At 58.0% G+C, this 20,657-nt stretch carries 23 protein-coding genes, 1 tRNA gene and 1 riboswitch; of the genes, 10 read left to right on the top strand and 14 right to left on the bottom strand.

The window, feature by feature from the left end:
* Window positions 1-2: 2 nt before the first annotated feature.
* Both argF and RHIZ70P_RS01240 read left to right on the top strand, forming a co-directional pair.
* Window positions 3-920: an ornithine carbamoyltransferase gene (gene argF, locus RHIZ70P_RS01245; protein ID WP_115668560.1), complete on the top strand. Its 918-nt coding sequence runs from the start codon at window positions 3-5 to the stop codon at window positions 918-920.
* A 147-nt stretch (window positions 921-1,067) separates the two neighbouring features.
* Window positions 1,068-2,057: an Hsp33 family molecular chaperone gene (locus RHIZ70P_RS01240; RefSeq protein WP_115669027.1), complete on the top strand. Its 990-nt coding sequence runs from the start codon at window positions 1,068-1,070 to the stop codon at window positions 2,055-2,057.
* 52 nt (window positions 2,058-2,109) lie between these two features.
* On the opposite strand, the gene apaG is transcribed toward RHIZ70P_RS01240, so the two are convergent.
* The gene (gene apaG, locus RHIZ70P_RS01235) at window positions 2,110-2,502 is read right to left on the bottom strand and encodes a Co2+/Mg2+ efflux protein ApaG (protein WP_115668559.1); all 393 of its coding nucleotides are present in this window, start codon (window positions 2,500-2,502) and stop codon (window positions 2,110-2,112) included.
* A gap of 204 nt (window positions 2,503-2,706) precedes the next feature.
* Window positions 2,707-3,891, bottom strand: coding sequence for an O-succinylhomoserine sulfhydrylase (locus RHIZ70P_RS01230; RefSeq protein WP_115668558.1), 1,185 nt, complete (start codon window positions 3,889-3,891; stop codon window positions 2,707-2,709).
* A 47-nt stretch (window positions 3,892-3,938) separates the two neighbouring features.
* A riboswitch (SAM riboswitch) is annotated at window positions 3,939-4,017 on the bottom strand.
* Window positions 4,018-4,092: 75 nt separating this feature from the next.
* On the opposite strand from RHIZ70P_RS01230, the gene RHIZ70P_RS01225 reads away from it, so the two are divergent.
* The 3 genes from RHIZ70P_RS01225 to RHIZ70P_RS01215 all read left to right on the top strand — a co-directional run bounded on the left by RHIZ70P_RS01225 (window position 4,093) and on the right by RHIZ70P_RS01215 (window position 6,699).
* Window positions 4,093-5,190 carry a 2'-deoxycytidine 5'-triphosphate deaminase gene (locus RHIZ70P_RS01225; protein WP_115668557.1) on the top strand — a complete coding sequence of 366 codons (1,098 nt, stop codon included), beginning with the start codon at window positions 4,093-4,095 and terminating at the stop codon, window positions 5,188-5,190.
* Between the two features lie 68 nt (window positions 5,191-5,258).
* Window positions 5,259-5,332 (top strand) — tRNA-Gly (locus RHIZ70P_RS01220).
* Between the two features lie 173 nt (window positions 5,333-5,505).
* Entirely contained in the window at window positions 5,506-6,699 is a 1,194-nt protein-coding gene (locus RHIZ70P_RS01215; protein ID WP_115668556.1) for a tyrosine-type recombinase/integrase, read from the top strand.
* Between the two features lie 40 nt (window positions 6,700-6,739).
* Here the strand turns inward: RHIZ70P_RS01215 and RHIZ70P_RS01210 are convergent, their stop codons facing one another.
* The 5 genes from RHIZ70P_RS01210 to RHIZ70P_RS01190 all read right to left on the bottom strand — a co-directional run bounded on the left by RHIZ70P_RS01210 (window position 6,740) and on the right by RHIZ70P_RS01190 (window position 11,479).
* The gene (locus RHIZ70P_RS01210; RefSeq protein WP_115668555.1) at window positions 6,740-7,729 is read right to left on the bottom strand and encodes an O-methyltransferase; all 990 of its coding nucleotides are present in this window, start codon (window positions 7,727-7,729) and stop codon (window positions 6,740-6,742) included.
* Entirely contained in the window at window positions 7,729-9,144 is a 1,416-nt protein-coding gene (locus RHIZ70P_RS01205) for an ATP-binding protein (protein ID WP_181903917.1), read from the bottom strand. The genes RHIZ70P_RS01210 and RHIZ70P_RS01205 overlap by 1 nt, the downstream gene beginning before the upstream one ends.
* 115 nt (window positions 9,145-9,259) lie before the next feature.
* Window positions 9,260-9,646: a very short patch repair endonuclease gene (locus RHIZ70P_RS01200; RefSeq protein WP_115668553.1), complete on the bottom strand. Its 387-nt coding sequence runs from the start codon at window positions 9,644-9,646 to the stop codon at window positions 9,260-9,262.
* Window positions 9,647-9,659: 13 nt separating this feature from the next.
* Window positions 9,660-10,757, bottom strand: a complete 1,098-nt coding sequence (locus RHIZ70P_RS01195) for a DNA cytosine methyltransferase (protein ID WP_115668552.1) — start codon at window positions 10,755-10,757, stop codon at window positions 9,660-9,662.
* Between the two features lie 167 nt (window positions 10,758-10,924).
* Window positions 10,925-11,479 carry a recombinase family protein gene (locus RHIZ70P_RS01190; protein WP_115668551.1) on the bottom strand — a complete coding sequence of 185 codons (555 nt, stop codon included), beginning with the start codon at window positions 11,477-11,479 and terminating at the stop codon, window positions 10,925-10,927.
* Between the two features lie 609 nt (window positions 11,480-12,088).
* Here RHIZ70P_RS01190 and RHIZ70P_RS01185 point away from each other — a divergent pair.
* Genes RHIZ70P_RS01185 through RHIZ70P_RS01170 form a run of 4 tightly spaced genes read left to right on the top strand, consistent with a single transcriptional unit; the run spans window position 12,089 to window position 14,442 of the window.
* Window positions 12,089-12,478: a TIR domain-containing protein gene (locus RHIZ70P_RS01185; RefSeq protein ID WP_115668550.1), complete on the top strand. Its 390-nt coding sequence runs from the start codon at window positions 12,089-12,091 to the stop codon at window positions 12,476-12,478.
* A gap of 10 nt (window positions 12,479-12,488) precedes the next feature.
* Window positions 12,489-13,457: a caspase family protein gene (locus RHIZ70P_RS01180; RefSeq protein WP_115668549.1), complete on the top strand. Its 969-nt coding sequence runs from the start codon at window positions 12,489-12,491 to the stop codon at window positions 13,455-13,457.
* Window positions 13,457-13,936 carry a hypothetical protein gene (locus tag RHIZ70P_RS01175; protein WP_115668548.1) on the top strand — a complete coding sequence of 160 codons (480 nt, stop codon included), beginning with the start codon at window positions 13,457-13,459 and terminating at the stop codon, window positions 13,934-13,936. The genes RHIZ70P_RS01180 and RHIZ70P_RS01175 overlap by 1 nt, the downstream gene beginning before the upstream one ends.
* Complete coding sequence (locus tag RHIZ70P_RS01170; protein ID WP_115668547.1) at window positions 13,936-14,442, top strand: toll/interleukin-1 receptor domain-containing protein; 507 nt, start codon at window positions 13,936-13,938, stop codon at window positions 14,440-14,442. The genes RHIZ70P_RS01175 and RHIZ70P_RS01170 overlap by 1 nt, the downstream gene beginning before the upstream one ends.
* A gap of 241 nt (window positions 14,443-14,683) precedes the next feature.
* Here the strand turns inward: RHIZ70P_RS01170 and RHIZ70P_RS01165 are convergent, their stop codons facing one another.
* The 3 genes from RHIZ70P_RS01165 to RHIZ70P_RS01155 are packed head-to-tail and all read right to left on the bottom strand — an operon-like array spanning window position 14,684 to window position 16,141.
* Complete coding sequence (locus RHIZ70P_RS01165) at window positions 14,684-15,205, bottom strand: hypothetical protein (protein ID WP_115668546.1); 522 nt, start codon at window positions 15,203-15,205, stop codon at window positions 14,684-14,686.
* A gap of 2 nt (window positions 15,206-15,207) precedes the next feature.
* Window positions 15,208-15,579 (bottom strand): hypothetical protein, encoded by a 372-nt coding sequence (locus tag RHIZ70P_RS01160; RefSeq protein WP_115668545.1) that lies wholly within the window; start codon window positions 15,577-15,579, stop codon window positions 15,208-15,210.
* Window positions 15,580-15,634: 55 nt separating this feature from the next.
* On the bottom strand, window positions 15,635-16,141 hold the full coding sequence (locus tag RHIZ70P_RS01155) for a DUF805 domain-containing protein (RefSeq protein WP_115668544.1): 507 nt from the start codon (window positions 16,139-16,141) through the stop codon (window positions 15,635-15,637).
* A 129-nt stretch (window positions 16,142-16,270) separates the two neighbouring features.
* On the opposite strand from RHIZ70P_RS01155, the gene RHIZ70P_RS01150 reads away from it, so the two are divergent.
* On the top strand, window positions 16,271-16,546 hold the full coding sequence (locus RHIZ70P_RS01150; protein WP_115668543.1) for a helix-turn-helix domain-containing protein: 276 nt from the start codon (window positions 16,271-16,273) through the stop codon (window positions 16,544-16,546).
* Between the two features lie 57 nt (window positions 16,547-16,603).
* On the opposite strand, the gene RHIZ70P_RS01145 is transcribed toward RHIZ70P_RS01150, so the two are convergent.
* The 4 genes from RHIZ70P_RS01145 to RHIZ70P_RS01130 form a co-directional block, all read right to left on the bottom strand.
* Complete coding sequence (locus RHIZ70P_RS01145) at window positions 16,604-17,026, bottom strand: DUF3768 domain-containing protein (RefSeq protein WP_235842107.1); 423 nt, start codon at window positions 17,024-17,026, stop codon at window positions 16,604-16,606.
* Window positions 17,019-17,714, bottom strand: a complete 696-nt coding sequence (locus RHIZ70P_RS01140) for a hypothetical protein (protein WP_147293957.1) — start codon at window positions 17,712-17,714, stop codon at window positions 17,019-17,021. Before RHIZ70P_RS01140 ends, RHIZ70P_RS01145 begins: the two co-directional genes overlap by 8 nt.
* 188 nt (window positions 17,715-17,902) lie before the next feature.
* Window positions 17,903-19,753 carry a DUF927 domain-containing protein gene (locus tag RHIZ70P_RS01135; RefSeq protein ID WP_115668541.1) on the bottom strand — a complete coding sequence of 617 codons (1,851 nt, stop codon included), beginning with the start codon at window positions 19,751-19,753 and terminating at the stop codon, window positions 17,903-17,905.
* A complete protein-coding gene (locus RHIZ70P_RS01130; RefSeq protein ID WP_115668540.1) occupies window positions 19,753-20,610 on the bottom strand; it encodes a hypothetical protein in 858 nt (285 codons plus the stop codon). The genes RHIZ70P_RS01135 and RHIZ70P_RS01130 overlap by 1 nt, the downstream gene beginning before the upstream one ends.
* Window positions 20,611-20,657 lie beyond the last annotated feature (47 nt).

Raw genomic sequence — 20,657 nt, 5'->3', positions numbered from 1 at the left:
ACATGGCATCCCCGAAGCATTTTCTCGACCTCTCCGCCATGATGGCACCCGACCTCCGGCTGATCCTGGAGGACGCCAAGACCCGCAAGCAGTCGACCAAGGCCGGCACCGCCGAAAAGCCGCTCGCCGGCAAGATGCTGGCGATGATCTTTGAAAAGCCGTCGACCCGCACCCGCGTCTCCTTCGATGTCGGCATGCGCCAGCTCGGCGGCGAAACGCTGTTCCTGTCCGGAACAGAAATGCAGCTCGGCCGCGCCGAGACCATCGGCGACACCGCCAAGGTTCTATCGCGCTATGTCGACGCGATCATGATCCGCACCACCGACCATTCGCGGCTGCTGGAGATGGCCGAGCATGCAACCGTGCCGGTGATCAATGCGCTGACCGACAGCACCCATCCCTGCCAGATCATGGCCGACGTGATGACCTTCGAGGAGCATCGCGGCCCGATCAAGGGCAAGACCATCGCCTGGACCGGCGACGGCAACAATGTCCTGCATTCGCTGGTCGAGGGTGCTGCCCGTTTCGGCTACCGGATGAACATGGCCGTGCCGCTCGGTTCCGAGCCGGACGACAAGATCCTGAACTGGGCGCGCAACAATGGCGGCGAGATCATGCTGTGCCATGAGGCGGAGCGCGCGGTCGCCGGCGCGGACGCGGTGGTCACCGATACCTGGATCTCGATGAACCAGGAGCACAAGGCACGCGGCCACAATGTCTTCCAGCCCTTCCAGGTCAATGCCGCGCTGATGAAGCAGGCTGGTCCGGACGCGCTGTTCATGCACTGCCTGCCGGCCCATCGTGGCGAGGAAGTGACCGACGAGGTGATCGACGGTCCGCAGTCGGTCGTGTTCGACGAGGCGGAAAACCGCCTGCATGCGCAGAAGTCGATCCTCGCCTGGTGCCTCGGCGCCATCTGATCGCGGCTGCGGAAGCCTGAAGACGACGCGGCGGAACGACGGCTTTCGCAGCGCTTGATCTTTTTCCGTCCGGTTCCCATTTGAGCCGTTGATAAAGAGGCTGAGCGCCTCCCCATGTTCGAGCGCCAGGGCGCCAGGAGTACAATGATGATGAACAGGCCTTCCGAGCTTGGCGAATTCGGTTTCGCCGGTGATGACCGGGTCGTGCCCTTCCAGGTGGAAGGCCTTGACGTGCGCGGTCGCGCCGTGCAGATCGGTCCCTTGCTGAATGCCATTCTTGCCCGCCACGACTATCCCGAGCCGGTCGCCCGGCTTTTGGCCGAGGCGATCGTGCTCACCGTGCTGATTGGAACCTCGCTCAAGTTCGAGGGCAAGTTCACCGTCCAGACCAAAAGCGACGGGCCGGTGGACCTGCTGGTCGCCGACTTCGCCTCGCCGGAAAATGTCCGCGCCTATGCCCGCTTCGACGAGGAGCGTCTGGCCGAGGCGGTCGCCGCCGGCCGCACCTCGCCCGAGCAGTTGCTCGGCGCTGGCGTGCTGGCGCTGACCATTGACCAGGGCAACTTCATGCAGCCCTATCAGGGCATCGTGCCGCTCGACGGTGCCTCGCTCGAGGACATTGCCGGCGTCTATTTCCGCCAGTCGGAGCAGATCCCGACGCGGGTTCGCCTCGGTGCTGCCGAGTTCTTCGACCGCGACGAGGAGGGCCGTCCGCGCCGCACCTGGCGGGCCGGTGGCCTGATCGCCCAGTTCCTGCCGGAGGCGCCCGATCGCATGCGTCACGCCGACCTGCATGGCGGCGACGGCGACAATGGTGAACCGACGCATTCGGAGGACGATGCCTGGGCGGAAGCGCGCGCCCTCGTCGACACGATCGACGCCGACGAGTTGACCGATCCGCAGATCGGCGCGGAACGCCTGCTCTACCGGCTGTTCCACGAGCGCGGCGTTCGGGTCTATGACCCGCATGCCGTCTATGATCGCTGCAGCTGTTCGCGCGACAAGATAAAGGGCGTTCTGTCGAGCTTCTCCCAGGAGGAGATCGATGCCAGCCAGACGGACGGCGCGATCACGGTGACCTGCGAATTCTGCTCGACCACCTACCGCTACGAGGCGGCGGAAGTCCTGAGCGCCTGAGCAGTTCCTAAATGAAATGATGCGAGCGGCAGGGTCGTTGACCCTGCCGTTTTCAGTTCAGCACCCGGACCATGCCCGGCGCATCCAGCGAAAAGGCCGGAATGGCGACCTCGAACACTTCGCCGTCGTCGGCTTCCATCTGGTAGTGGCCGAACATCATGCCCGACGGCGTGTCGAGCGGGCAGCCCGAGGAATATTCATAGGTGTCACCCGGCCTCAACCGCGGCTGCTCGCCGATGACGCCCGGACCATGCACCTCGTCCACCTGGCCGTTCTGGTCGGTGATGTGCCAATAGCGCTGCATCAGCCGCACCGGCCTGGTCGAGTGATTGGCGATCACGATGCGGTAGCCCCAGACATAGCGGCTGTCCTCCGGATCGGATTGCTCCTCCAGATAATAGGGTTCGACACTGACCTCGATGTCGCGTGTCACGGCGCGGTACATGCACGGGACCTTTTTAAAGCTTCGCTAAGCATAGCCTACAGCATGGCGCGATGAAGGGAAAATACAAGCGCACAGGCCGGCCAAAGCGGTCGGCGAGGCACAGATTTCGTTGTTAATGCTAACGGTTGGGGTTAAGGGCCGCGGTCCGGGCGCGCAAGACGCTCACCCGGACTTTTCTAGGACCTTGCCGGGCGGGAGCCGCGCTCAGGCGCCGGCCTTCTCGATGGCGCGGGCGAAATCTTCGAGCAGGTCCTGCGTATCCTCGATGCCGCAGGACAGACGCACCGTGCCGCCGGACATGCCGAGTTCGGCACGCGCCTCGTCGGTCAGGTTCTTATGCGTCGTGGTGGCCGGATGGGTGATCAGGCTCTTGGCATCGCCGAGATTGTTGGAAATCTTGACGATGTCCAGCGCGTTCTGCAGCTTGAACGCCGCGTCCTTGCCGCCCTTCATCTCGAAGGCGACCAGCGTCGAGCCGCCGGTCATCTGCTTGGCGACGATGTCGGCCTGCGGATGGTCCGCGCGTCCGGGATAGATCACCTTGGCGACCTGCGGCTGCTCGGCCAGAAAATCGGCGATCGCCGCGGCATTGGCCGTCTGCTGCTTGACGCGCAGCGGCAGGGTCTCGACACCCTTCAGCAGCGTCCAGGCATTGAATGGCGACATGGCCGGGCCGGTATGGCGGAAATAATCCTGCAGGTTCTCGGTGATCCAGTCCTTCGACGAGAGCACGACGCCGCCGAGGCAGCGGCCCTGTCCGTCGATATGCTTGGTCGCCGAATAGACCACGACATGGGCGCCGAGTTCGAGCGGCTTCTGGAAGAGCGGCGTGGCGAAGACGTTGTCGACGATCAGCGTCGCGCCGACCTGGTCGGCGAGCCTGGCGACGCCGGCAATGTCGACCACTTCGAGCGTCGGATTGGTCGGGCTTTCGAGGAACATCACCTTGGTGTTCGGCCGGATCGCCGCTTCCCAGTTCTCCAGGTCCCGGCCGTCGACCAACGTGCATTCCACGCCGTAGCGCGGCGCCAGCGTCTCGACGACATAGCGGCACGAGCCGAACAGGGCACGGGCGGCGACGATATGATCGCCGGCCTTCACCTGGCAGAGCACGGCGGCGGCGACCGCGGCCATGCCCGAAGCCATGGCGCGGGCGTCTTCGGCGCCTTCGAGCAGGCACATGCGCTTCTCGAACATGTCATTGGTCGGGCTGCCGTAGCGAGCGTAGATATAGCCGTCCGTCTCGCCCTTGAAGCGGGCTTCCGCCGCTTCCGAGCTCTCGTAGACGAAGCCCTGGGTCAGGAAGATCGCCTCGGAGGTCTCGCCATAGGGCGAGCGAAGAGTTCCGCCATGGACCAGTTGGGTTGCCGGACGCCAGTTCTTGCTCATGCCTTTCAGCCTTTCGAATACAAAAAAACCGGTCGCGAAATCGGACCGGTTTCTAGCACCCGGTCTCTTTAGCCATTTGTTTAACGTGGCTGCAAGCCGACCGGCCAAATCACCACGGGATAAGCCTGCCATACGCCCATCGCGGGCTTGCGTCAATTCCTCGACTTTGGTTTTGTCTGGCCCGAACAGGAAGACGAAAAAATGACCAGGACCACGGGCATTCTCTCGGACAGCGCCATCGGCACGCTCTTCGGCGAAGGCCGGCTGATGAGCGAGATGATGCTCGACCATGACCAGATCCAGCCGGCGAGCCTCGACCTTCGCCTCGGTGCAAAGGCCCTGCGCGTGCGTGCGAGCTTCATGCCCGGCCGCGCCCATACCGTCGCCGACAAGCTCGAACGGCTGACCCTGCACGAGATCGACCTGGAAAACGGCGCCGTTCTGGAGACCGGCTGCGTCTATATCGTTCCCCTGATGGAGAGCCTCGACCTGCCGGCCGAAATGTCGGCCTCGGCCAATCCGAAGAGCTCCACCGGCCGCCTCGACATCTTCACCCGCGTCATGGTCGATTACGCCCAGGAATTCGACAAGATCCCGGCCGGCTACAAGGGGCCGCTCTATCTGGAGATCTCCCCTCGCACCTTCCCGGTCATCGTGCGGCGCGGCTCGCGCCTGTCCCAGATCCGCTTCCGCGTCGGCCAGGCACTGCTCGGCGAGCGCGAACTGCTCGACCTGCATGCGGCGGAGACCTTGGTCGCCAGCGAAGCGCCGAACGTCTCGGGCGGCGGCATTGCGCTGTCGATCGACCTGAAGGGGACCGGCGATGACGGCCTGATCGGCTATCGCGGCAAGCACCATACCGGCGTGATCGACGTCGACAAGAAGGCCGCCCACGACATTCTCGACTTCTGGGAACCGCTCTACAGCCGCGGCGCCGACGAGTTGATCCTCGATCCGGACGAATTCTACATTCTCGTCTCCAACGAGGCGGTGCATGTCCCGCCGCTCTATGCCGCCGAGATGACGCCCTACGATCCGCTGGTCGGCGAATTCCGCGTGCATTATGCCGGCTTCTTCGATCCGGGCTTCGGCCATGCGGCCGCCGGCGGCTCGGGAAGCCGCGCGGTCTTGGAAGTGCGCAGCCACGAGGTGCCCTTCATCCTCGAGCATGGCCAGGTGATCGGTCGCCTCGTCTACGAGCACATGCAGGAACGGCCGGAAGGTCTCTACGGCTCCGGCCTCGGCTCCAACTACCAGGCGCAAGGGTTGAAGCTGTCCAAGCATTTCCGTCTCGGCTGAACCGCGGTTGATCGACGGCTTTCGCTCTTGACAGGCCGCCGCATCTGTTGGAACTGTGCGGGCCGCGCGCGGGTGTAGCTCAATGGTAGAGCAGCAGCTTCCCAAGCTGAATACGAGGGTTCGATTCCCTTCACCCGCTCCAGCTACCCTTCCAACGATGTCCAACAAAGTTCACTAGGGCAATCAAAGCGCCTGAAAAATATAGCGTTCGGCCTCGCGTGCGCGTAACGACGTGCAGCGAAGTGCGGTGACAGCCAGCAAGTTTCGCGGTAAAAATCACGGTACGAAGCGAACGTTCAGGAAGTTTATACCGTAATGCCGTTGACCGATATTCAGATTCGCAATGCGAAGGCAGATGGCAAGCCGCGAAAGCTCACGGATGCCAACGGCCTGTATCTCTACGTTTCAGCTGCAGGCGGGAAGTCGTGGCGGTTGGATTATAACTTCTTCGGCAAGCGTAAGACGCTCACCCTCGGAAGCTATCCCTCCATGACATTGGCAGAGGCACGAGGCCAACGTGATGATGCGAAACGCAAGATTGCCGAGGGGGTCGATCCTTCGATGGCAAAGAAGCGGCAGCAGCTGGAGGCGAAGGCAGCAGCCGGCAACACTTTCGGTCTGATCGCCGATGAATTTATTGAGAAGCTGCGACGGGACAAGCGCGCTGAGCCAACTATCACCAAGAACACGTGGATGCTGAAGGATCTGGCGGCTAAACTTGGGCCGTACCCAATAACGCAAATCACAGCCAAGGACGTGTTGGCGGTGCTCACGGGCATCGAAAAGAGCGGAAGGGTCGAAAGCGCTTTGGCAACACGTTCGGCGGTTGGCAGGGTATTCCGGTATGCTATCGCTACAGCAAGGGCTGAGGCGGACCCTACTTCCGCTCTGCGCGGAGCTCTTCAACGTCATGTGCCCACGAGCCACCCTGCGCTGACGACCCGTGCGGAGTTGGGCGGGATCATGCGGGCAATTTACGGCTACAAGGGGTGGCCGTCCTTAGTCGCGGCGCTGAAAATTCAGGCGCTTTGTTTCGCCCGGCCCGGCGAGACCAGGTCGATGGAGTGGACTGAACTCGACCTTCACAATGCGATCTGGACAATACCAGCGGCGAAGGCAAAGATGCGTCGTGAGCATCACGTACCGTTGTCTCGCCAAGCGCTGCAGATCATCGAGAATATGAAAGAGTTGTTCGGCGAGGGGCCCAACGTTTTCCCCTCTATGATGTCTGGCAAGAAGCAGCTCTCCGAAAATTCGATGAACTCAGCTTTGCGGCGAATGGGGGTAGGGGGGGAGGAGCACACGGCTCATGGGTTTCGCTCGTCGGCCAGTAGTATACTGAACGAGTCGGGGGCTTTCAAGCCTGACGCCATTGAGGCCCAACTTGCACATCTGGACGCTTCAAAGGTCCGAAGGGTCTATAACAGGGCCACCTACTGGGATGAGCGTGTACGGATGATGCAATGGTGGGCAGATATGCTTGATCAGGAGCGTGTGGGAAAGCGATAATATCCCGCTCCCTCACACGTTACTGCCGGCTCACACGGTCCTATATTTCGACACGGGAAAAATGGGGGAAGACCCGATAGAACCGCTTAAAGGATTCGAATGGATCGCCTCCCATGTCGGACCTCGGTAGCTTGAAATCCAGTTTGGTTTTCGGATCTTCGCAAGACTCCATCGTCAAGCGTTCAAGCGTCGAGAGAGATGGCATGTCAAGAAGAAGGGGAGCTTCTGGAGATGAAACGTACTCCCACTCGGAAACCACAGTGGAGAGTGTGGTGTCGCCTTTGGGAACCACGATCAATGTGGCTGTTATCATCGGTTGGCCATCGGCATAGTGCGTGGCCAAAGACCATATGACTGTCCTATCACTGTAGCTTAGGAGCTCTCGCTCCACGGCTATGCTCAAGGTTTTGAGAAGTGCGCGACCAAAGGTCTTGTAGGTCATATCGCCGGATTGGAGTTCGCTTGGAAATAGGGCACCAAGGCGCTCACGTAGCCTTTCAAGGCGCCATTCCTGTATTGTCGGCGCGTTAGATGAACGAATTCCTGCAGAGTTTTCAACAGATACGTCGTCTGGTGCCGGCTTCCCAAGAGACCCGGGATTTGCGTTTAGAGTCACGCGCAAGATGCTTTGAAATGGAACCTCGATTGTCGTTCTAGCAAAGCGCTGTATTTGATCTGTAATGTCGCTTGGCTCTGTATAATCAAGCCAAATAATAACGGGCTTTTCAAAATCGTTCTCATCCAAATACTCCTCTAAAGTGGAATGGATGCAGCTGATGTGGTCGATCGGTCGATTGAAGTTTTGCCTTTTGTGAACGTCCTCCTCGGATTCAACACAGACAAGGTCGTTGATGCCCAGCCGAGCATGCATCAAACGAAAGTCTTCCAGGAATGCTCCACCTAGGCCTACGTACCGATAGCCTTCAAGCCGCAGTGTTGCCGCCAGCCGCAAAAGCAGGCTGAGAAAGAGCTCTCGATCAACGGCTTTGTTCGGTCGGAGGCGGTAAGGAATGGAAGACCCACTCGACATTACTCTGCCTCCTGCTGCTTCAAGGCGTCCTGCAAGGCGAGGTCAAAGCACTTGTCTCCGACAATACCAGCTGCCTCATCAAGGCTGTCAAACAGGAACTTTGACACGCTTCTTATTTCCTCAACTGGACGCGAGAATACGATCCGCTTCGATGAAGGTTTATGGCCTTCGGGGAGCGGTACAACCTTTTGTTTCTGCGGATTATATTCGATCCGACCATCAGATTTTGTCGCTCCGGCGCGCTCAGACACTGTCTCAATCACAGCTCGAAGTGGCTTGGGACTAGTGCCCTCCCAGTGCCTAGTTTGGTCAGAACGAGGGTGGTTTTTCCAGCGGTTGGTGTACGTGATCCAAATGCGCATACCCTCCTTCATCTTGACTAGCGCTTGGAGCCAAACGTCTGATGATGTATCGAGTGCCCGCTTCGTGGTGGTGACGGGAAGCTTTTCGGCGTGCTTCGACCGAAATTCAATGATCCCGGTCACGATCGAGAACTGGTAGTGATAGAGGGGGATACCATCTCCCCAACCGGTTAGACGGCTCTTATCTCCAACGATCACGGCGCGGTCATTACAAAATACCGTCCATCCGGCCGTTGCTACGGACCTGTCTCCCTCAAAACTGGGGCCGTCATCCTCGTCGCTGGGAAGACCGCGACCAGTGTTCAGGCCTACCGCGATAGACACCTCAACATCATCAATCACCTGCTGAAATACAAAGGGTGTCGGGCCTTTTTCATCCTCTGAAACTAATACTTCGACCAATACTGGCGCAACAGAAACCCCATTAACTTCAATCAAGAGCCCCCGCTGCAAGAACATCGTGAAGTGCTCGGCAATCGAGGTGCTAAGGTCGTTAACAAACGATTTGTTGACAAAGTGCCGCGCGACGCCCGGGTACAGGGCGGTAACCTCGACCTTCGTGCCTGCTTCTCCCAAGCGGTCGCTGCCAACAGTATCGATGATCGGCAACTCATCCCATTCTTTGTCATCAAGCCACGCAGACGTGATTGGAACACGGAAGCCATCATTCCCATGTAGTGTCGTGACAGTAGCGTCGCGGCCCATCTTGAATATTGCACGCTTCATTCCGACGCCGTACATGCCGATTGTCTCGTTCTCGGCATCACGGTCATCTTTAGCTTCCCGGCCCATTTTAAACGCATAGTTTATCGCCGTCTTGCGTGGAATCCCTCCGCAGTTGTCTTCAATCGTGAAGCTGTCTTCCTTCAACAAAATCTTTACCCAGTGTTTCCGGTAGTCCACCGCGGCTCCTGCCGCTAATCGCAAAGCGCCGTCCAGGCAGTTGTCGACCAAATCTAGGATAGCGTCCGCCAAACTAATGTCGCGAGTCAGCATTGAGACGAAGAACTGCTTCGTTGGAATAGCTTTTGCTTTGTCTGTCTTAGCGTTCATGAGAACTCCGTTGGCGCCGTGTACGCTTGAAAAAGTCATGATATTCGATTAAACGGGAGGATAGATTTTACGTGTTTCCAATTCGTTGCAATTGCAGCGGTTTAGCAATCTGCAGTTATTTTCTTGATGCTTTCCGGGCGGCGATGCGCTTTGCTATTCTCATTGAGGCCTCAGAGGGGTTCTCATGTTCCCAGACGCGGATGACCTCCCATCCAGCCTCACCAAGCCTTTGATCAGTGTCAGCGTCTCGCGCTCGATTGGTTTCGATTTTGCTCCGCCAATATTCTGCATTGTTTTTGGGCCAGGATGCGTGGATAGGGCAGCCGTGCCAGAAGCATCCATCGATGAAAACCGCGACACGCGCACGGGGAAAAACAATATCTGCAACCCTACGCGGCTTGGTGATCAAAGCGACGTGAAGGCGATAGCGTAAGCCAGCAGCATGAAGCATCTTACGGATACGGAGTTCGGCGCCGGTGCCCTTTTGCCGGACTTTCCCCATTCGGATACTGGTTTCACGCGATACAGGTTTGGCTTTCAACACCCTGCGAACTTTCGACCGGTTGTTCGGATGCGCCTGCTTCAATACTGGCCAAATGTGCGGTGATGGCGCTACCTATTACCTCGCCAAGAGTCACAGGAACTGCATTCCCGATCATCCTCCCCAAGGCCTTGAGGTGCACTTTTTGACCCATCGGTAGAAACGAGTAGTCAGTCGGAAACCCCTGCAATATTGCTCCTTCTCGAAGCGAAAGTGCTCGATCCTGCTCCGGGTGCCCAAAACGGCCGTTTCCAAAACCAAAAAACTGTGTTGTTAACGTGGGGGCGGGCTCATCCCATTTCATTCTACCGTACACCCCCGGATAAGTCTTGCCTGTCGCACGTTTGTGGCACTCCGCGACAAGTTCACGTGGCCAGTCACGCCAGCTTCCACCCGGTTTTGAGGCGCGTATCCTCTGCCGGTTGATCGGCGACAGTTTTGATGACGTGTGAAGAGGATCTTTGGGATCTTTTTCCCCGTCGGTTACTGGGACGACATGACCGATCGCGTCTCGAACGGAAACGTAAGTCTCGTGGGACGGCGGCGGGATGGTGATCTTTCCGAAACGCGACGCCAACAGGACCATTCTGCGACGGTTTTGTGGCAAGCCATACGCTCTGCAATCGACGACCTCGGTATGAACTACATAGCCGGTTTCTTCCAATGCGTTGACGAAATCGGAGAACACCTTGTGCTTCGCGACAGTGGGAACGTTTTCCATCGTTACCACGTCGGGTTCAAGTTCCCGGATCAAGCGACCGAAGTGATAAAGCAGTGCCCAGCGCGGAGTACCTGCTGTATCGTATCTTTGAGCATACGTTGAAAACGGTTGACATGGCGCGCAACCGGCTAGAATTTTGAATCTTGCACTTCCGAAGAGTGTTCTAAGCTCTTCAGAACGAAGATGCTGTACATCTTTTAGTAGGAAAATTGCGTTGTTGTTTACCTCGAAGGGATGACGGCAATTTTCGTCAACATCAACCCCGGCCACAACGTTCACGCCCTTGGCCTGTAGACCATGAGTTAACCCACCGGCCCCGCAGAACAGATCAATGCAGGCTGTTTCAGTCATATTCTATGCATTCTCATCGAGTGATCGAATCGACGACTCGAGGGTCGGACCCATGTGACACTATTGAGTGCTGGTTCAAATTCAAGCCCAAACATGAGGCGGGGGCGCGGCACGAGGCTGGTAGAATGGCAAGGCAATTCCGCCAGTTGTCGCTGAGGACGGTTCTTCTATGCCTCAGTCATCGTTGATATGATGCGGTAGACCTGCATTCGCGAGCAACCGACCACGGATGCAATTTCTTTAGCCGAGCGGCCTTCGGCATGAAGTTTCCTTACCCTTGAGCGGTCGATGCGAGCTTTCCCCCCGCAATAGGCACCGCGCATTTTGGCACGTTCAATCCCTTCCCGCTGGCGATCCTTGATGAACCGGCGCTCCATTTGTGCGACCATACCAAGCACTGTGAGTATCACCGGTCCCATCTCGCCCCTTGTTGAAACCAATGGGTCGAGAATTGTTACATACGCGCCGCGCTGCTCGCACTCGTGGACGATGTTGAGTACGTCGCGAGTGTCGCGCCCTAGCCGGTCAAGGCGGGTGACCATGAGTTCGTCACCGTGACGTAAGAATTCGATAATAGTCGCCAATTCGATGCGGCCATTGCGACTGCCGCCGGAGACCTTCTCTGAGCGAATAATTTCACAGCCCTCTCGTTGGAGGCGGTCAAGTTGAGCCTGCAAGTCTTGATCAAGGGTGCTGACGCGTGCGTAACCGATGCGGGCCATTTGTAACCTCCAGCTTTAGACCCAAGGCTACGGCGTCACAAATAGCCCGTGTCAACCCGGATGTGACGTACGGTACCGTAACAGTCAGTATGTCACGCAACGGTATACCCACATGTTGCGGCTCGCCGTCACCTATATCAAACGAGTTCGGCGCGCGGCGAAGCCTGTCGGGGGGGCGCCGCAGGCTCCAGCAAACAATGATCTTGGTGCCGCAATCGCGCATGTGTACCGTGACCTGCGCTTCGGAAGCGTACGGCACTCGGGAACTGCGGGGAATTGGGTTGAGTCAGGTCGAACTCGGGGCTCTATTCTGGCGCCAGTATACAAGCCGCCGCACCTTTCCCAGTGTTCGTCACCCGTATGGGCCGAAACCGCAGAAGCGGGTTCGGTGGCCATCACCAAGAGCCCGATCACCGCGAGACATCCCGCATCCAGCCCCACGCGTATTCGACCAATCCTGCACAGCAAAGTTGTGATTTACCAGCGCGGTTAGCTTGCGGTATCTCGCGGGAAATTCTACTCCTGTTCTTGCGGTGTCGGAATCGAAACAGTCTTTGGCGGATCGCGGGTAGGGTATCGCGGGCGCTATGGTGGCGGAAGGGCGAAAATATGCCGAAGACGCGAGTTTTTACTTCATTTGATTTTGATCACGACGAGGATCTGCGGAACTTACTTGTCGGGCAATCGAAGAATCAGGATTCGCCGTTCGAGCTGGCCGACTGGTCGGTGAAAGAACATATGACCGGAGACTGGAAGGCCAAGGTCCGGACGCGCATTCGGAGCGTTCAACAAGTCATGATCATCTGCGGCGAGTATACTCATACTGCAACCGGCGTCAGTATTGAGCTTGAGATCGCGAGAGAAGAAAATAAACCCTATTTCCTGCTTTGGGGGCGTTCTTCGAAGACTTGTAGGAAGCCGCTGTCGGCTCTTGCTCAGGATAAGATGTACAACTGGACGTGGGATAACCTGAAGATTCTAGTTAGCGGAGCGCGATAGGGTGGTGCCAATGCCCAAAAGGGCTCTCATCGCAGGAATCAACCATTACGACAACACCGGGGTGAATAATCTGTCCGGCTGCATTGCCGACGCCAACGCTATGCGTGAGGTTCTCAGCCGCCACGAGGACAATAGGCCGAACTACGACTGCCTCACGCTGACTTCCGATGCCTCGCGTGTCACGAGGGTCAATCTCCGCTCAGCGTTAGTCGAGTTGTTCCACTTCGACGGCGACGTCCTGTTCTACTTTTCCGGTCATGGATCATTGGAAGAGACAGGGGGATATCTTGTCAGTCAGGATGGCGAGCCCGGCGATCCCGGCATCCACATGGACGAGATCATTCGGCTCGCGAACGGATCACGTGCTCGTTCCGTCTTGGTCATAATCGACTGCTGCTTTTCAGGCAACATGGGCAACGTGTCGGCCAATCAGGGTGGCCAACATGCACAGACGCAGCTTCGGGAAGGAATGACCATCCTTGCGGCTTCAAGACCTTCAGAGCCATCAATGGAGGTGGGAGGCCAAGGAATTTTCACAGAGCTTGTGGTGGGGGCTTTGAAGGGCGGCGCGGCGAATGTTCGAGGGCGTGTGTCGGCGGCCTCGATTTACGGATATGTGGAGGCAGCTCTGGGGGCTTGGGACCAACGGCCCATCTACAAATCGCACGCGAAGCAACTTGATTCGGTGCGAGAATGTGAGCCCCTGATCGTTGACGATCTTCTACGCAGATTACCGGAATTTTTCCCCACATCCGACTACGTATATATGCTCGATCCCACATTTGAAGAACAGAACGTGCATTGCGCAGAGCCGGATAATGTCGCCATCTTCAAAATATTCAAACAGTATCAAATAGCTGGTTTGCTGAAAAATCGCTCCGGCAGAGACCTCTATTGGACGGCAGAGCAATCGGGGGGCGTTTATCTCGCGCCACTTGGAGAATTTTACTGGCGTTTGGCTTCCAGCGGAAGAATCTGATGATCGTCGGAATTACAGGGCATCAAAGCCGTGAAGGCATCGACTGGAGTTGGGTCAGGACGAAAATACGCGAGGAACTGAAAACGCTTGGCCACGTCGAAGAAGGGTTAAGCTCACTCGCCGAAGGCGCCGATCAGGTTTTCGCAGAGTGCATCCTTGATCGGGGCTCCCCTCTGCGCGCCGTCATTCCAACTGATCACTACGTGAAATACTTCCGGGGGCGTTCGCGAGCCACTTACCTAAAACTGGTTGATCAAGCGAAAATAGACAATATCGAAGGAGTAGTGGGCTCCGAGGAAGACGCCTTTTTTAAAGCCGGCAGATATATCGTGGACCACTCCGACGTGATCATCGCTGTGTGGGATCAACAACCTGCGCAGGGAAAAGGTGGAACGGCGGATGTCGTGGCCTACGCGCAGCAGCGACAGCGCGACATCCGGTTGATTAACCCGGTTGACAAGACCGTAGGGAGAATTTGATGCCCAAAAGAGTATTTGTATCCCATAAGAAAGAGGATAGCGGCACCGCCTCTAGGGTCGCCGAGCGGATCAAGGCCAACGGCATCGCGACCTACCTGGATGTTATTGATGATGCACTCGCATCGGATGGACCGGATTTGGCGGACCATATCCGCAAACGCATGAGCGAATGTGACCAGCTCGTCGCGGTTCTTTCCACGGCAACGAAGGATTCCTGGTGGGTGCCATGGGAGATCGGCGTCGCCTCCGAAAAGAACTTTCGCATCGCAAGCTACGCCGAGCAATACATCTCGCTGCCGAGCTATTTACAGAAGTGGCCCGTATTGCAGGCCATGAGCGAGGTGGATCTGTATTGCGAGTATTCTAAACGCAACGAGCAGGTCACGGTGAGAAAGATGGATGAAGCCTATTCGGCGGATCGGAAGAGCACAATCTCGAGGTCCGGGATCGGCGAATTTCACAAAGGCCTCGCGCGAGCACTTGTAGAGAAGAGGCGGGGGTACTAGCGCTTAGCTAGCTGGCTGGCACGCAAGATGAGGGTGGCGGTTCGTCCGTTGGTCCAAGCGCGACGGCTCGCAATCCTCTTCGATCCGGCCCCCGGTATTGCCGGACGGCAACGCGACACATCGTAGGACGGTGGCTGGATATTGAGCAGTATGCCGACCGGCTTTCGTCGGAATCCGCAATCGTCTTCGCGCTTGTCCTGCGCCAACTTATAGCGGGAAGTCTGCATGGAGATGCTCAAGCTCAATGGCACCGGTCGGACATTATGTCCACCTCCTTGCCGTCAATTATTGAACTCAGGACCACACTGCTGTCTGAGAAGGAAATCTGGATAAACCGCACCAAGCCGCCGGTCATCATAATCCCTCGGCCGGAGGCCATGTCCTGAAACTGCCGCTTCTGATCAGGTGGCAACAACTGCAGCATCGCCGCCTCTTTGGGATCGACAACGATCGCTCCGACATCGATAGCTGCCCAGCTGTTGGTGCCGATGAGTTTCGAGCGAAGCGGTTTCACCTCGTGCCCGTTCACAAGTAGAATGCCGTCTTCCCGCAATTGGAATCGAAACTCTCGAGAGCCGTGCTTCTCAATCGCGTAAGATCCATACAGGATAGTGCTATCGAAGTAGCAAGTCATCGGAGGAGTGAGTATCGCGAGTCCTTGGCCGCCAATATTGGGGTCCTGGGCGATAGCTACGCCCGGGAGAGACAGGCCGACAATTAGGGCAAGACGACGAGATAGGGTAAGCGCGAATAGCGTTCGCATGGTTATGCCCCTTCTTCGGCGCGACCCGCCGCGCTGGCCGCCATCTTCTTCTTTTTCCGATCAGAGCGCCAGCCGACCACGGCCATTCCGGCGAAGATTACACTGATCACCGCCCAAATCTGTAGGTCGGGAAAATCAGCCGCTCCGGTCAGGGCCAATAACCCCGCCGCTACAAAAACGAACACGGATACCGACGGCAAGCCGAATGCGAATGCGCCACCGACGAAGATCAGAAAGCCGGCAATCACGCCGGCGGCGCCGGCATCCGATGACGCCTGATCGCCGATAAGGTGTGACGCTGTTCCGACGGTGCAGGATTGAAGCAAGGCGACGAGACCGAGCATCATGGCTATAATACCTGTGGCGATTTTCATTGGGTGAGCCTTTCGCGTGATGATGATAGAATTGAGGCTGGCGGGCCTAGGTCTTTCAGTGAAGCAGATTGGCCTTCATCCGCTGAAACTCGGCATCGTCGATTGCGCCCGAGGCTCGTAGGGCGGTGAGCTTCTCCATTTGATCGACGATCGATGCCCCCTGTGGTGCCGTCTGCGCTGTGGCGGCTACTGCGGCCGAAGCAGCGGCATGCTGCTCGTCCGCCGCACCGAACCGATTGCGGCCGCTAGAAGATGGCAGGCAGCCGAAAACAATAAGAGCGACGACACCAACAAGCGGCACCAGTCCCAGGAGTATCCACCAGCCGGACTTGTCACTGTCGTGCAGGCGTCGGATGGTCACGGCAATCGAGGGGATTAGGTGCGGGAAATACACAAGCCAAGTGAACAGGCTTGGCTTGGATGCGCCCAGCACGGCGGTATCCAAAACGATCGCGGCAATCCCGAGGACCAACACGGTCAGGCTAAACAACCAGAATTGCGTTCGCGTAGCTCGGCCGGAAAAGTCGAAGTAGCGGCGCATTGCGTCAAGGTAGGCGGTCACGGTCTTTTCCTTTGCGAGTGATGGGGCTGACAGCAATTCCGGGAATCGAGCGCAGCACCTTGGTTGGCTAAATATGGGATCATTGGTCCGTGGATTGTCAAGCGGTGGCTGTGGCCTTCTCGGCGATACATGGGCACACGAGAAACTATTGGCTGGAATCTTCGAAAGCTGCGGGTCGAGCAGGGACTGTCGCAGGAGCGGCTCGCTCTTGAGGCCGGCATCGATCGCTCATACGTCGGCCGCGTCGAACGAGGTGAGGAGAACGTCACGATCGACACCCTGGAGGCATTGTCAAACGTGCTGCAGGTGCCTGTTGGACGCTTGTTCGCTGAACTAGGTCCCGACGAGGACCGCCCTCTGCCGATGCGGGCAGGCCGCAAACGGAAGGACAGCACCTCGAAATGAAGAAGGCCGCAGCATTGCCACGGCCTGCGATGCGCCGAAGCACGCTCGAGAGGCATGTCAGTACTCGTCGCCCCTCATGATCGTCATGACGCGCGTGGTGACGGCAGGATCTGCCGGGTTCGGCGAGCTATGCTCCAAATGGGCATCATAGTAGTCGATCTTCCAGAGGTAGGTTTCGCCGCCGATCGCCACTTTGCCAAAGTCGTGCTCGCTATGAGGGTCATTATCCGGCGTGAAGGCGTCGAAGTTCTGTACCGCTCTAAGCAGGTCGCATAGAGCCCTCTGGGGCAAGGCCGCAACGCCGGGTGTCATGACGACACGGCCCCGGCTGAAATCGAGCCGGAAAAGGTCGTTCAATGCGGTGTTTGTGGTGAGCGTTTCAGCATGGGCAGCCACACCGGCTCCGCGCTGGGCGGGGCCGCCCGTGTCACTGGGGGGCAGACTGGGTGACAGGGTCAACATCGCCAGCACCTCACGCATCGACGTGCCTTGGATGCAGTAGGGCGATATCAGTGATGCCCCGGGTGAAGTTGGACAGCTCTGGCCAATCGCGCCACCGCAGCCGGAACTGATCATCCGGCAGTGCCTCCTGGATGTCTGCCTCATACCAGCCATCGCCCGGCCCGTCGGACGCCAGCACGCGATCGCCGACCGTCAGTTTCGACCAATCTTCCGGCAACCGAGCGGTCGTTTCGCCCTTGCTGGCTTTGGCATAGCTGGCGGCACCACTTCCGCCGGGTGCGGTCGCCTCAAGGCGGGCTGAGGTGGCGGCGATGAAGTCGTCGTCCAGATATGTGGCGAGCTTCTCGTAGGTCTCGCGCTTGACGAAGGGCACGAACGCCCTACCGCTGTCGAACAGCTTACCCCGTGGCAGGGCGGCGGCGGTGGCTACTAGATCGGGCATCTTCACCTCGATCACGGCCATATCCATGAGATCGGCGGCTCTAGCCACCTTGGCTGTGTCGCTCAGGGCGAACCACGAAGCGTGCGGCTTTCCCTTGTCGTCCAGCCCCACCATGATCAGAGCACGTTCCTCTGCTGTCGCGACGATTTTCGGCTTCGGTGAAGGTTCGGACAGCGGTAGTGGCCGCGAGCCCAGAATTGAAAGAGGCGGCAGCGAAATGGCCCGGCGCCGCGTGGTTTCGGTAGGGGGGTTGGTGTTCTGCATTGCAAAGCTCCTGAAACGGAAAAGAGCGCCGCAATGGGCGCCCTTTGAGTGAAAACATGCACTGCCGCTTACAGCGGCGGTCACTTCAAACGGCCGCCCTTTCGAAGGGGCTTTATCGCCGTTCATGATGGCATCATATCAGATTAGTTATAATAATCAATATGTTATCCTTTTGAGCACTCATTCGCCTATTTTCCCTCGTTGAAGGGTTGCGCATGATCCGGCACCGTGGTGATCGAGAAAAGGTAGAACGATTCCCGTTTTTCTCTTCCTTCCTCAAGGCGTAACCGCAAACGCGTTTGAAGATGCTTTCCAGCATGCAGCGTTCCCTCCGTCTTCAGTTTTTTCAATCTGGACGCGGTCAAATTGAGGTGCTTACTGACCATGCTGGGCGTCATTGCGAGGTAAGGGCGATGCTTTTTGTCGCGGTAGATAAATCCGTCGATCCGCGAAAAGGCCTTGGAAGGGATTTCCGGCCTGTCGCCCAAGGGAATGTCTACGATCAGTTTGCTCTGATCCGCCAGGAATTCATTGAGTCCGGCGGGTGAATTGCCAGCCATAGATAACCGGCCGTAACGGAACCAAGCTCTCTGCAAGGTCCGACGCACAGCACCCCACCGCTTCTTCTGAAGCGTTCCAGCCCTGAATGCCAAGACGGCTGAGGCGTAAGCGAGTGCAAAGGGCTTCGCCCGGCGAACCTCCACAGGATCCGCATTGGCCCGCTGCAGGCCCACGCGCGACATGAAGTCGTCGACCGCTGCACGGATGGTGCTACTGAGTTCCTCGTGGTCGCGGCTACTCCAGCTGAGGATATCGGCGATGAAGCGCTTCGCCAGCTTACCGCGATGTCCCTCTGTCAGTTTGAACACATCCTCCATTGCCTTATCGACGGTCTCATACCCGTACGGCACGAACTCGAACGTTCCGGTCTCTCGCGTTGGGACTCGGAGGGTGATCAAACGCACTTCCAGTGCGGTTTTCACTTCCGGCGCAGAGGCAAGAATGGACGTGAGGGATTCGTTCGAGTTAGAGAGCGCCATCACGTTGTAGTAGTCGGACATTTCGCCCATCCGACCTCGCTCCTTGCCGGCGGAAAGCCGATGGACCACATTTCCGATGATCTGCCCGCGATCCTTCTCGGATCCCCCTGCTGATGCAGCTTCATCGAAGACAACGAGCGCGTAGTTCTGGTCGCGAAAGATCTCCTCCGCTTTGGCCGGGGTGAGGTTCCAAGAGTCGGCAAATCCAAGGGGTTCGGAAGAACCGCCCCAGACGGATCCCGCAACGAAGTTAGTGATCGAGGACTTGTAGCGGCTCGACCTGCCGCTGACCTCAAGGATCGTGTTCTGGACCAAAAAGCCGGCTTTCTTGGCGAACGGCTGCAGCACCGGAGTCAGCGCATAGAAGAACACCAGCAAGGGGATCGGTTGGTCTTTAATGACCCGCGCCATCTCTCGCTCATACCACCGAAAACGGCCGAGTCCTTCAAAGCGTGCGTTCTTGCCAGCGAAGAGAACCTTGAGCCCCGGCACGCTGCTGATGATCGTCCCGTCCGCCGAGGCGTAGAACCGCGGCCGATCAGCTCGTTCGAACCCGCCACGGGTTGCCACGATGATCGCATTTGACTCTGGCGCACTCTCCAGTTTCTGCCTGACCGCACGCTTCATAGCTGCGGAAACGGCAAGGATGCCCAAGGGAAACAGAGCGGTGTAGACCTTCGCAAGGGCTTGCACGACGTCAACTGCTGATATGGCCACCATCTTGCCTTCACGCTCCCAGACATAGTGCGGGCTGCCATCATCCGCGGTGACGCGAACCACGGATGATGCTGCGATGGCGGCCAGTGTGTCCTGAGGCATATCTTGAGCACCTCCCACAGAAACATGGCCTAGGCCATGGTTCGCCGGCATAAGCGGGGGCAGTGTGAGGAAAGGTTTCTGTCGAGGTGCAGTTGCAAGCGCACCAGCGCCAACACCGCCCTTCCGCACCTTCTGACGAGCTTTCTTACCCTTCAATCTGTTGTTCTTCGGCTCATTCATCAGAGTTCTCCGATCAGGGTTGCCATTTCGCAGGTCGCGAAGCGATAGGTCATCGACTCGGCGAACCCGCCGAACTGGATCAGCTGCGCGATGGGAATTTTAGACATGCAAGACAGCCAGAGGTGCAGACGATCCGCAGACATCCGGTTCGTGGTCCGGTTGTAGCGGCCGCTACGGTCGATGTACTGAACACGCTCCTGCGGCTTGATCTTCGAGAGGTAACCGAGGATGTTTCCGACCTCAGACCGTTTCACAGCTTTGACTCGAACAGGCTTCATTTTCCCGCGCTCGGACTTGTGCTGTCGCACGCAAAACACCTGCTTAAGATCAGTCTTTGTCGCTCCGAACACGAGCAAATGAATGTGAGGTTCAAAGGGATAGGTGCCGTCGAGATTGCGGCCCGCGGAGAGCTCGTAAACCGCGACGAAGACAGGATTGATGCCATTGCGGTGGAGCCGCTGCATCCCATCCCGCAGTTTCCGGCGGGGCCGATCGAAAGCATACGGAGAGAGCTCGTCCGGAGACACCTGCCAACGTCGGTCAGCAATGATGACGTGGTAGGCATCGCCGCGCAAAGCCAGCAAAACCGGGTGGACATAGACCTTCAGGAAGATCATCAAACGGGCCCACTCGAGACGGCAAGCGGCGCTACGACGTTCGGTATCAAGGCTTTCCCAGTTCGGGTGGACGGTACTCTGCTGGTCCGCCAGAATCTCGGTGCGCTTGCGCTGTTCAGTGGTCAGCGTGCACACGCGGAACTTCGACTTCGGCATTGTGTCGCGGACTGCCTGCTCGATGCGCTCGGTCGACTGTTCAACAAGATTGTCAACGGTCTGCGGTCTGTAAATCTGGATCATGGGTCTTTCCTTTAGGCGCACGAACACGGGCCGGGGCGGTGCCTCCG

The sequence above is a fragment of the Paenirhizobium selenitireducens ATCC BAA-1503 genome (assembly GCF_900492185.1).
GTDB lineage: Bacteria > Pseudomonadota > Alphaproteobacteria > Rhizobiales > Rhizobiaceae > Allorhizobium > Allorhizobium selenitireducens_A.
This window is presented reverse-complemented; position numbering and strand designations above follow the sequence as displayed.